Raw genomic sequence first — 11,160 nt, 5'->3', positions numbered from 1 at the left:
GCGCCCCGCTCAGCGTCGTTCCGGCCGCGGGCTGATGGACACCGGATCGCTGGCGGGGAAGGTTTCCTCGATGCCTTCGTCGAGCAGATAGTCCGTGTTCATCACTTCCTCCTCGCTGCCCGTGCCGCTGGGCTGCATCTGCTGCGGATGCAGCTCGACCTTGATCCAGCCGGGCTCGCGCCGGTCGAAGGCCTTGATGGCGGCGATGGCATCGCTCATCGGCTTGATCTGGGTGAGGATCTTCGCCGGGTCGATGCGCTTGGCCAGGATCAGCTCGATCAGCTTGGGAATATATTTGCGGTGATGGCAGTTGCCCATGTTGATGGTCAGGTTCTTCTCCATCGCCAGGCCGATCGGGAAGCTGTGCGCCTGCGGCGGATAGACCCCGATGATCGACAGGGTGCCGGCCTTGGCCAGGGCCTCGACCGCCCATTCGAGCGCCTGGCTGGGCGCATCGCCCGGATGCCAGTTGCGCCCCTCGGGGTGCGTTCGCGGCGCCACGGCCTCGACTTCCCGGGCGAAGCGTTCTTCCTGTTCGGGGTCCTGGGCCGGGTGGGCGTGCTGGTGTTCGGCATCCACGCCCACCGCATCGATGGCCCGGTCGACGCCGATGCCGTCGGTCAGCCGGCGCAGGGTCTCGACCGGGTCCTCGCGGTTGAAGTCGATGGTTTCCGCGCCCTGCTGGCGCGCCATCTGCAGGCGGTCCGGGCACTGGTCGATGGCGAATACCCGCGAGGCGCCGAGCAGCCTGGCGCTGGCGATGGCGAACTGGCCGACCGGGCCGCAGCCGAACACGGCGACGGTGTCGCCGTCGCCGATCTCGGCCATTTCCGCGCCGAAGTAGCCGGTGGGAAAGATGTCCGAGAGCAGGATGGCCTGATCGTCGCTGATCTCGCTGGGCAGCTTGACCAGGCCGATGTTAGCGAAGGGAATCCGCGCCTTCTCCGCCTGCAGTCCCTGGAAGGGCCCGCTCTGCGCCGGGCCGCCATAGAAGGCGGTGCCGGCTTCCTTGCCGTTGGGGTTGGCCATGTCGCACTGGGCGTAGTAGCCGGCGCGGCAGTAGGAGCAGTTGCCGCAGGCGATGGTGGAGGGGATCACCACGCGATCGCCGATCTGCAGGTTGCGCACCTCCGCGCCCAGTTGCTCGACGATGCCGACGCCCTCGTGGCCGAGGATGGTGCCCGGGCGCATGCCGCCGACGGTGCCGCGAATGAAGTGCAGGTCGGTCCCGCAGATGGCCGAGGCGGTCAGGCGGACGATCGCATCGGTCGGTACTTCGATGTGGGGTTCCGGTACATCATCCAGGCGAATGTCGCCGATGTCGTGGAAAACTACCGCTTTCATGGGCACCTCCCCGGAGGGTAGTCGGTTGGCTGCGCTGTCAGTGCGCCTGTGTCACGCCCTGCAGCACGGTATCGCTGACCGAGGGGTTGTGACATTCGGCGATATTGCCCAGCGAGACCACGCCGACCAGGCGCTTCTCGCGGCTCATCACCGGCAGGCGGCGCACATGGATGTCGGCCATGTTCTCGGCGACATGCTGGACGTCCTCGTCCTCGAAGCAGTAACAGACGTTGGGGGTCATCACCTCGCGTACCAGGGTGTCGTTGTCCTTGCCCTTGGCCACGGCACGGATGGCGATGTCGCGGTCGGTCAGCATACCCACCAGACGATCGCCTTCGTTGACCAGCAGGGCGCCGCAATCGATCTTCTCCATCAGCGCGGCCGCCTCGCGCATGCTCTGGTCGACGCGAATGGTCTGTACATCGCGGGTCATGATGTCTTGGATTTTCATGGTAATGCCTTCCTCTCTGGTTGATGGAAGCAGGCCTGGTCACCACTCGGCCTGGCCAGCCGAGGTACTGTCGTACCTATGAAGTCAAGACTGAATCCAGGGGTGGGGGTTCCCGTTTTTTCACGAGCGGTGCGGGGAACACCTGGCTTCAGGAGGGCCGGTGGCTGTTGCGGATCAGCTCGAACAGCAGGAGCGAGCGGCCGGTGACGCCGTACTGGCTGCCGAAGGCGAAGCGCTCTTCGTCCGCGCTCGGTTTGTGGGTGTCCACCAGGCGCTTCCAGCGGCTGCCCTGGGGCACCTCGGGGAGGTGGAAGTTGACCAGGTCGTAGTGGGCATTCACCACCAGCAGCAGGGTGGCGTCGGCGCCGGCGCGGCGGATGCCGGTCGGCTGGGCGCGGCCGTCGAGCAGCATGCCGAGGCAGCGGTTGTGCTCTTCCTCCCACTGCTCGATGGTCATTTCCGTGCCGGCGGGATTCAGCCAGGTGACGTCCTTGACGCCCAGCTCCTCGTTGAAGGCGCCGACCAGGAAGCGCCCGCGGCGCAGGATGGGAAAGCGCAGGCGCAGGCGGATCAGGCGGCGCACGAAGTCCTGCAGGGACTTGGCCTCCTCGCCGAGCTCCCAGTCGATCCAGCCGATCTCGCTGTCCTGGCAGTAGGCGTTGTTGTTGCCGTGCTGGGTGCGGGCGAACTCGTCGCCGGCGACGATCATCGGCGTGCCCTGGGAGAACAGCAGGGTGGCGAAGAAGTTGCGCATCTGCCGGAAGCGCAGGGCGCGAATCTCCGGGTCGTCGCTGCGGCCTTCGACGCCATGGTTCCAGGACAGGTTGTAGTCGGTGCCGTCCTGGTTGTCCTCGTCGTTGGCCTCGTTGTGCTTGTCGTTGTAGGAAACCAGGTCGTTGAGGGTGAAGCCGTCGTGGGCGGTGACAAAGTTGACCGAGGCGAACGGCCGGCGGCCGCGCTGGTTGTAGAGGTTGCCGGAGGCGGTGAGGCGTCCGGCCATGTCGGCCAGCTGGTTCTCGTCGCCCTTCCAGAAGGCCCGCACGGTGTCGCGGAACTGGTCGTTCCATTCCGCCCAGCCGGGCGGGAAGCCGCCGACCCGGTAGCCGCCCGGGCCGCAGTCCCAGGGTTCGGCGATCAGCTTGGTCTGGCGCAGCACCGGGTCCTGGCGGCAGGCGACCAGGAAGCTGTGGCGCTCGTCGAAGCCTTCCGGCCGGCGGCCGAGGATGGTCGCCAGATCGAAGCGGAAGCCGTCCACGTGCATCTCCGTGGCCCAGTAGCGCAGCGAGTCGGTGACCATCTGCAGCACGCAGGGGTGGGAGAGGTCGAGGGTGTTGCCGGTGCCCGAGTCGTTGATGTAGTAGCGCCTGTCGTCGGGTATCAGGCGGTAGTAGGTGGCGTTGTCGATGCCGCGCATGGAGAGGGTCGGACCCTGCTCGTTGCCCTCGGCGGTGTGGTTGTAGACCACGTCGAGGATCACCTCCAGGCCGGCATGGTGCAGGTGGGCGACCATTTCCTTGAACTCCTGGATCTTGCCGCTGGCCAGGTAGCGCGGGTGCGGGGCGAAGAAGCCGATGGTGTTGTAGCCCCAGTAGTTCTTCATGCCCTTTTCCAGCAGGTGCTGGTCCTGGACGAAGGCATGCACCGGCAGCAGCTCGATCGCCGAGACGCCAAGCTGGCACAGGTAGTCCAGCACTGCGGGCTCCATCAGCCCGGCGCAGGTGCCGCGCAGCCCTTCGGACACGCCGGGGTGGCGCATGGTGAAGCCGCGCAGGTGGGTTTCATAGAGGATGGTGCGGTCCCAGGGGGTCTGCACCGGGCAGTCGCGGCCCCAGGTGAAGGCCGGGTCGATGACCTTGCTCTTGGGCACGTAGAGGGCGCTGTCGCGCTGGTCGAAACTGAGGTCGGCGTCCGGGTGGCCGATGGTGTAGCCGAACAGGGATTCCGACCAGCGCAGCTCGCCGACCAGCTGCTTGGCGTAGGGATCGATCAGCAGCTTGTTGGGGTTGAAGCGGTGCCCGGCATCCGGTGCGTAGGGGCCGTACACCCGGTAGCCGTAGACCTGGCCCGGATGGGCGTCCGGCAGGTAGCCGTGCCAGATCTCGTCGGTGTATTCGGGCAGCTCGATGCGCTCCAGTTCGGTCTGCCCGGACTCGTTGAACAGGCAGAGTTCCACCTTGGTGGCGTGGGCGGAGAACAGGGCGAAGTTGACGCCCAGGCCGTCCCAGGTCGCGCCCAGGGGAAAGGGCAGGCCCTCGCGGATGCGCGAGGGGATTTTCACCTGAGGGGCGGCGCTCTTCTGAGGGGCAGGGGTCTTCTTGTGCCGATCCATGCTTTGTTCTCCGACGGCTGAGAGGGCGTTCTGCGCTCCGTTTCAACGCTACGCTGCCGGGCGAGCCGCGGACGATCCGCCGCTTGAAGCCTGCCGTTCAGGGACTGGTCGGTCGCGGGCGGGTGGCGCGCGGCTTTTTCACCGCCGGCTTGGCCGGCATCTCGCCGTTGGCCGCGGAGGCGACCGGCACCGGCTTGGCGGCCGGGCCGGCCTTGCGCGTGGCCACGGGCTTGCGGGGCCGGGACTGCGGAGCGCTGGCCTGCAGTTCGGCCTCGGCCAGTTTGCAGGCCATGTGCCAGTGGCGCTCCTGCTGGCCCTCGGGACAGCCTTCGGATTGCCAGATCTGATAGGCCAGTTCGCGGATACGGTATTCGTTGCTCGTCATTCCATCTCACCCCTTTGGGTTCGTCTTCATGCGCCATGGAAGAGGCCGACGGGGAAGGTCGCCAGGGCCTCGCTCACCAACAGCTCCCGCTGCCCGGACGGGACGGCAGCGCCTTGGAAAAGCCCTCGCAGCGCAGGCGTCTCGGCGGGGAGCGACACGCGGGTGTCCGCCCAGCGCGCCGGTTCGATCAGCGGCTGCCCGGCCTCGCCGAGCAGGCCGCTGGCCAGGCGCGGCACCAGCACCATCGCCCATTGCCCGGCATGCCGGCGGGCGAAGGCCAGCAGCCGTCCGGCGTGCTCGCCGACGACCTCCAGCGGCAGGTAGTCGCCGGCGGCGAACAGCGCCGGACAGCGCCCGCGCAGGGCCAGGGAGCGGGCGATCAGCGCCTGCTTGATGCGTCCGTCGCGCCAGTGTTCGAGCAGCGCGGCGGGTTCGCCGCCCCGGGCCAGGGCCTGGCGGCGGGCGGCGAAGTCGACCGGCCGGCGGTTGTCCGGATCGACCAGGCTGAAATCCCAGAATTCGTTGCCCTGGTAGAGGTCGGGCACGCCGGGAACGGTCAGCCGCAGCAGGGTCTGCGCCAGGCTGTTGAGCGCGCCGGCCGGGGCGATGCGGGCGACGGCGGCAGCGATCTCCTCGCGCAGGTGGGCGCCCTCGGGCTGTTCCAGCAGGTCGTCGAGAAAGCTGCGGCAGGCCTCCTCGTAGGGGCCGTTGGGTGCGCTCCAGCTGCTGTGCAGCTTGGCTTCGCGCAGGGCCTTCTCCTGCCACTGGCGCAGGCGTCCGGCATAGGCATGCAGGCCTTCGGCATCGTCCGCGGCCAGCTCCAGGGGCCAGCTGCCGAGCAGGCTCTGGTAGAGCATCAGCTCGTCGACGGGAGCCGGTGCCAGGCTGTCGCCGAGGTTTCGGCGCAGCGGCTGGGCCAGCAGCAGCCAGTGCTGTACCCGCTCCGCGTACCAGCCGGCGCGCTCGCTGAGCACGGCCAGCCGCGCGCGGCTGTCCTCGCCGCGCTTGTGGTCGTGGGTGGCGCTGGCCAGCAGGTTGCCGGGAAGGCGCTCGCGCCGCCGCAGGCAGGCGGCGTGGAAGTCTTCCGGCGGAGCGCTGAAGCGCTGGCTGTCGAAGCCGACGTCGTTGCGCGAGAGCAGCACGCCCGAGCGGTAGAAGGCGGTGTCCTCGACCGCCTTGGCGGCCGCTGGCGCGGTGACCTGCTGGAAGCGCACGCAGGCGTGGCGGCGTGCCTTGCGCAGCGGTCCCGGCGGCAGGCTGCGCCAGGGTTCGCCGCCGAGCCAGCGCTCCAGATGGGCGAGCAGCGGCCAGTCGGCTTCGTTGAGGGTGCTGCGCGCGCCTTCCAGGGCCTGGCGGAAGAAGGGGTCGTCCTGGGCCGGACGGCCGCAGGGACCGATGTAGGTGCGGTACACGGGGAAGTGGACGATCAGCTCGAGCAGCGCCCGGCGGATCTGGCCGAAGGTGAGGTCGCGGGTCATCAGGTTGCCGCGCGCCACCTGCAGCAGAGCCAGGGCGGCGCTCTCGAAGTCGCCGGCCAGGGTTCCGGTGAGCACCAGCTGGCGGGCCTGGCGCACTTCCTCGAGGAATTCGGCGGGGCGCCCGCTGAGACTGTGCCAGAGCGCGCGCAGCGGCCCTTCGCCGGCCGGGTCGTGCTGCAGCAGGGACAGCTGGTTCATGAATTCGTAGCCGGTGGTGCCATCCACCTGCCAGTCGTCATGCAGTTCCTCGCCCTGGCCGAGGATCTTCTCCACGTAGACCGGCCGTTGCTTCTGCCGGCTGTCGTCGAGCCGGTCCAGGCGCCGGCGCAGGCGCCGGCAGTAGCCGCGCGGATCGGCCAGGCCGTCGATGTGGTCGATGCGCAGGCCGTCGATCAGGTCTTCCTCGAGCAGCTGGAAGATCTTCGCGTGGGTGGCTTCGAAGACCCGCGGGCGTTCCACGCGCAGGCCGCCCAGCTCGTTGATGTCGAAGAAGCGCCGCCAGTTGATGTCGTCCGCCGCGGTGCGCCAGCTGGCCAGCCGGTAGAACTGGCGCTCGAGCAGGGCGTGCAGGCGCTCGAAACCCTCCGGCTGGCGCGCGTCGTAGGCGCCGAGCATGGTCTCGATGGCGGCGCGCACCTCGGGCTGGCCGGCCAGTTGCGCCAGACTGGCCTTCAGGCCGGCGGCACGGGCGTAGCCCGCGTCGCCGGCGAGTCCGCGGAACTGCACGGCCAGGTCCTGCAGGGCCGGATGGCCGGTGGCGCGCAGCAGTTCGCCATAACTCGGCGGGCTGATGGGAAAGCGGTGTTCGTGGTGGCTGGCATGGAAGGCGCCGGCTGGCGCGTCGAACTGCAGGGGGATTTCACCGGCCTGCAGGACCTCGCCGTAGTCGCTGCGCAGGAAGGGCACCAGCAGCTGGCCTTCCAGCAGCGGGTCGGGGGAGTTCCACTGGATGTCGAAGAAGCCGGCATAGGGGCTGCGCCGGCCCCATTCCAGCACGTCCAGCCACCAGGGATTGCCGGCGCCGCCGACCGCCATGTGGTTGGAGACGATGTCCAGGATCAGCCCCATGCCGCAGTCGCGCAGGGCGTCGACCAGGCGCCGCAGGGCCGGCTCGCCGCCCAGTTCGGGATTGATCCGGGTCGGGTCGATGACGTCGTAGCCGTGCATCGAGCCGGGGCGCGCGGTGAGCAGGGGCGAGGCGTACAGGTGGCTGATGCCGAGGTCGGCGAAGTAGCCGACCAGCGGCACGGCGTCGTCGAGGGTGAAGCCCCGGTGGAATTGCAGGCGCAGGGTGGCGCGCAGCTCGCTCATTCAGCCGCTCCTGCGCGATGCCTCGCGGGCGTCGGCCAGCAGGCGCAGGCGCCGCGCCGGGGCCGCGTCGTCGAGCAGCGTGTCGCTGTCGCCGAGCAGGCGGCGCCGCCAGTTGGGATGGCCGTCGACGGTGCCGGGCAGGTTGGCCTGCTCGTCGAGGCCCAGGGCGTCCTCCATGGGCAGCAGGACCAGGGGCGCCGGCGTCTCGCCGAGAAAGCGCACGCAGGCGTCGATCAGGCCGTCGCTGTCCAGGGGCGCGTCGAGGGCCGGCCCGCCGGCGCCGGCGAGGGCCTCGCGCAGGGCATGGCGTTCGCGCCGGCGGATTTCCCGGGCGGCCGCGGTGGCTTCGGCGTCGGTCAGCCGCAGGCGTTCGCGCCAGTCGATGTCGCGCCCCTGCCACCAGCCGGCCAGCGGCGGCAGGTCGTGGGTGGTGCTGGTCGCCAGGGCGTTGTCCGGCCAGTCCTGCGGCGGCGGGAAACGTCCGCCGGCGTCCTGTTCGAAGAGCAGCACGCGCATGCCGAGGATGCCGCGCTCGGCCAGCAGCGGGCGGAAGCCTTCCGGAACGGTGCCGAGGTCCTCGCCGAGGACTATTGCCCGGTGCCGCCAGGATTCCAGCGCCAGCAGGCGCATCAGGTCTTCCTGCGGGTAGTTCAGGTAGGCGCCGTCGCGCTGCTCGCCGCCCGGCGGGATCACCCACAGGCGCCGGAGTCCCATCACGTGGTCGATGCGGATGCCGCCGGCGTGGGCCAGGTTGGCGCGGAGCATCTCGATGTAGGCGTGGAAGCCGTGCTGGCGCAGGCCCCAGGGCGAGAAGGCCGACACGCCCCAGCTCTGGCCGGAGCGGTTGAGGGCGTCCGGTGGCGCGCCGACGGTCAGCGTCGACAGCAGTTCGGCCTGGCGGCTCCAGGCCTGGCTGCCGCCGCCGTCGGCGCCCACCGCGAGGTCGGCGATCAGGCCGATCGGCATGCCGGCGCTGCGCGCGGCGTTCTGGGTGCGCTCCAGGCCACGGGCGATCAGCCACTGGGCGAAGGCGTGGAAGGCGATCTCGTCGGCGTATTCGCGGGCGAAGCCGGCCACCGCGGCGCTGCCCGGGCAGCGCAGGGCAGCGTCCCAGTGCCGCCAGTCATGGAGGCCATGGTGGCGGACGTGGTAGGCGTGCAGCGCCTCGAAGCGGCAGTGGTTCTCCAGAGCCTCGCCGCCGTTGCGCCGGAAGCTGGCGAAGTCCTGCTCCAGCGGGTTGCCGCCGCGGCGGAATTCGGCATGCAGCGCCCGCAGCAGGCGCAGCTTGGCCTCGGCCGCCGCCGGCCAGTCGATCAGGTCGAGCCGCTCCAGGCGCTGCCATTCGTCGTCCAGCCCGGCGGCCTCGATCGCGGTGCGCACTTCGCGCTCGCCGAGGATGCTGCCGGGCGCGCTGTGCAGCACGTTGTGGAACAGCCGGCTGGACGGCGAGTAGGGGCTGAAGCGCTGGGTGTCGGCACTGAACATGGCGTGCAGCGGGCTGATGGCGATGCCTGCGGCGCCCTGCCGGGCGGCCTGGTGCACCAGGCTTTCCAGGGCCTGGGTGTCGCCGATGCCGCCGTCGCCCTGACGGCGCAGGGCGTAGAGCTGCACCGCGAGCCCCCACAGGCGTGGCGGCAGGCGGGTATCCAGTTCGTCCACGCCGGTGCAGCGCGGCGGGGCGACAGCCAGGGTGATCGTCCGCTCGCCGATCGACAGCCGATGGTAGCCGGGCTGCGCGATCGGCGGCAGGCGACCTCGCTCGTCGAGCCGTCCGGGCTGGAGCTGGCCATCCTCCAGGGTCAGCTCGAAGACGTTGCCAGGGACGAAATGGCTGGACAGGTCGAGAGACTGGTGGCGCTCCAGGGTGAGCAACGGCGGCAGCTCCTTGCCCGCCTGTCGCAGCTGGACAAGGCTGTCCTCGATCTGCGTGTCGTTGTCGGCCGGCAGGTCCAGCCCGGCCAGTATCTGTCGCAGGACCTCCGGCGGAACTTTCTGTGGCTGCCCGTCGGCGTCGACCCAGTCGGTCGCCACCCCGGCGGCAGTGGCCAGGGTGTGGAGTCGCTCATCGTTGCTCATCCGGAGCTACCAGGTAGACACGGGCCATCCGGGGGGGAAGCTTGCCCTGATGCTCGTGGAACTCCTCCATGTCCTGGCTGGCGAACAGCAGCCGGCCGTGCTTGTGGTGTTCCTGCAGCGCTACGGCCTGGTCGCCGAGGTTCAGCTCGATGCGCAGGAGACTGCTGTCGCCCAGCCGCCAGTGCGCCACCACGGCCGCCTTGCCCAGCACGTCGGCGCCCAGCGCCCGGGTGCCGGGCAGGCGCGGGATGATCTCGCGGCGGCGCAGGCCCAGCAGGTGGTGATAGAGGGCGCGCCACTCGCCGTGCTTGGGGTCGAGGCAGCACTGGAAGTCCGGCTGCGAGGCGGTGAAGGTCTTCTCGTCGTTGGGGTCGGGAATCCGCTCGCAGAGGGACATGTCGTGGAACGGCTCGAACCTGCAGAACTCCCGGCGCCGGCCTTCCCGCACCGCCTCGGCCAGTTCCGGGCTCTGGTGGCAGGTGAAGTACAGGAAGGGACGGTGCGTGCCCCATTCCTCGCCCATGAACAGCAGGGGCACCATCGGCGAGAGCAGCAGCAGGCTGGTGGCCGCACGCAGGGCGTCGGCGTTGGCGAGGCTGACCAGGCGCTCGCCGAAGGCGCGGTTGCCGACCTGGTCGTGGTTCTGCAGAAACAGGATGAAGGCGCTGGGCGGCAGGTGCGCACTGGGCTCGCCGCAGGGCTCGCTCTGCCCCTGGCGGGCGATCTGCCCCTGGAAGACCAAGCCTTCGCTCAGGCAGAGGGCGAGCTTTTCCGCGGCGCCCTGGTGGAAGTCGGCGTAGTAGCCCTGCTGCTCGCCGGTGAGCAGGGTGTGCAGGACGTTGTGGCCGTCGTCGTTCCACTGCGCCACGTAGCCTTCCTCGAGCAGGCTGGTCTGGTTCTTCTCGTTCTCCAGCATCAGGTGCACGTGGCGGCCGGGTTCGACCGCGGCATGCACCCGCTGCGCCAGTTCGGTGAGGAAGCCGCGCTCGCCGATGGCGTGCACGGCATCCAGGCGCAGGCCGTCGAAGCGGTATTCCTGCAGCCACATCAGCGCGTTCTCGATGAAGAAGTCACGGACTTCCTGGTGGCGAAAATCGATGGCGTCGCCCCAGAGCGTCTGTTCGTCGTGGCGGAAGAAGGCCTTGGCGTAGCGGCCGAGATGGTTGCCGTCCGGCCCGAAGTGGTTGTAGACGACGTCCAGAAAGACCATCAGGCCATGGCCATGGGCAGTGTCGATCAGGTGCTTGAGGTCGTCGGGCGAGCCGTAGACGGATTCCGGGGCGAAGGGCAGCGCGCCGTCGTAGCCCCAGTTGCGGGTGCCGGGGAATTCGCCGATGGGCATCAGTTCGATCGCGGTGACGCCCAGTTCGGCCAGTTCGGCCAGTTGCGCCTCGACCCCGTGGAAGCCGCCGAGCAGGCCGGCATGCAGTTCGTAGATCACCGTCTCGTGCCAGGGCCGGCCGCGCCACTGGGGGTGCTGCCACTGGTAGGTCTTGGGGTCGACTACCATGCTGGGGCCGTGCAGTCCGACGACCTGGGAGCGTGATGCCGGGTCCGCTACGCTGATTTCATCGTCGATCCGGTAGCGATACTGGGTGCCGGCGCCGCAGGGGGCTTCGAGTACGAACCAGCCGCCCTGTTCCTTGTTCATGGGCAGCCGGCCGTCGGAGAGGATTTCCAGATCGACGCGTTCGGCGTCGGGAGCCCAGAGGGTGAAGCGGGTGTTTTTCCCACCGAGCAGATGGGCGCCGAAACGTTTGTTGTAGCTTGGAATTGACATGGGTAG

The 11,160-nt window shown here is 69.3% G+C and carries 7 protein-coding genes; all 7 read right to left on the bottom strand.

The features are described 5' to 3' along the window. Positions 1 to 9: 9 nt before the first annotated feature. The 7 genes from ACG10_RS10700 to treZ all read right to left on the bottom strand — a co-directional run bounded on the left by ACG10_RS10700 (position 10) and on the right by treZ (position 11,154). A complete protein-coding gene (locus ACG10_RS10700; protein WP_039803988.1) occupies positions 10 to 1,344 on the bottom strand; it encodes a zinc-dependent alcohol dehydrogenase in 1,335 nt (444 codons plus the stop codon). Positions 1,345 to 1,381: 37 nt separating this feature from the next. Next, a complete protein-coding gene (locus tag ACG10_RS10695) occupies positions 1,382 to 1,795 on the bottom strand; it encodes a CBS domain-containing protein (protein ID WP_089168213.1) in 414 nt (137 codons plus the stop codon). A gap of 148 nt (positions 1,796 to 1,943) precedes the next feature. Further along, entirely contained in the window at positions 1,944 to 4,124 is a 2,181-nt protein-coding gene (gene glgX, locus ACG10_RS10690) for a glycogen debranching protein GlgX (protein WP_089168212.1), read from the bottom strand. 97 nt (positions 4,125 to 4,221) lie between these two features. Further along, complete coding sequence (locus tag ACG10_RS10685) at positions 4,222 to 4,509, bottom strand: DUF2934 domain-containing protein (protein WP_089168211.1); 288 nt, start codon at positions 4,507 to 4,509, stop codon at positions 4,222 to 4,224. A gap of 26 nt (positions 4,510 to 4,535) precedes the next feature. After that, a complete protein-coding gene (locus ACG10_RS10680) occupies positions 4,536 to 7,298 on the bottom strand; it encodes a malto-oligosyltrehalose synthase (RefSeq protein WP_089168210.1) in 2,763 nt (920 codons plus the stop codon). Continuing rightward, complete coding sequence (gene malQ, locus ACG10_RS10675; RefSeq protein ID WP_089168209.1) at positions 7,299 to 9,374, bottom strand: 4-alpha-glucanotransferase; 2,076 nt, start codon at positions 9,372 to 9,374, stop codon at positions 7,299 to 7,301. Next, positions 9,361 to 11,154 carry a malto-oligosyltrehalose trehalohydrolase gene (gene treZ / locus ACG10_RS10670; protein WP_052263901.1) on the bottom strand — a complete coding sequence of 598 codons (1,794 nt, stop codon included), beginning with the start codon at positions 11,152 to 11,154 and terminating at the stop codon, positions 9,361 to 9,363. The genes malQ and treZ overlap by 14 nt, the downstream gene beginning before the upstream one ends. Positions 11,155 to 11,160 lie beyond the last annotated feature (6 nt).

The organism is Azotobacter chroococcum, from assembly GCF_002220155.1.
GTDB lineage: Bacteria > Pseudomonadota > Gammaproteobacteria > Pseudomonadales > Pseudomonadaceae > Azotobacter > Azotobacter chroococcum.
This window is presented reverse-complemented; position numbering and strand designations above follow the sequence as displayed.

What these genes read in the sequence shown, in the direction of transcription:
- ACG10_RS10700 (WP_039803988.1), bottom strand. Translation starts at nt 1,344, where the DNA reads ATGAAAGCGGTAGTTTTCCACGACATCGGCGACATTCGCCTGGATGAT.
- ACG10_RS10695 (WP_089168213.1), bottom strand. Translation starts at nt 1,795, where the DNA reads ATGAAAATCCAAGACATCATGACCCGCGATGTACAGACCATTCGCGTC.
- glgX (WP_089168212.1), bottom strand. Translation starts at nt 4,124, where the DNA reads ATGGATCGGCACAAGAAGACCCCTGCCCCTCAGAAGAGCGCCGCCCCT.
- ACG10_RS10685 (WP_089168211.1), bottom strand. Translation starts at nt 4,509, where the DNA reads ATGACGAGCAACGAATACCGTATCCGCGAACTGGCCTATCAGATCTGG.
- ACG10_RS10680 (WP_089168210.1), bottom strand. Translation starts at nt 7,298, where the DNA reads ATGAGCGAGCTGCGCGCCACCCTGCGCCTGCAATTCCACCGGGGCTTC.
- malQ (WP_089168209.1), bottom strand. Translation starts at nt 9,374, where the DNA reads ATGAGCAACGATGAGCGACTCCACACCCTGGCCACTGCCGCCGGGGTG.
- treZ (WP_052263901.1), bottom strand. Translation starts at nt 11,154, where the DNA reads ATGTCAATTCCAAGCTACAACAAACGTTTCGGCGCCCATCTGCTCGGT.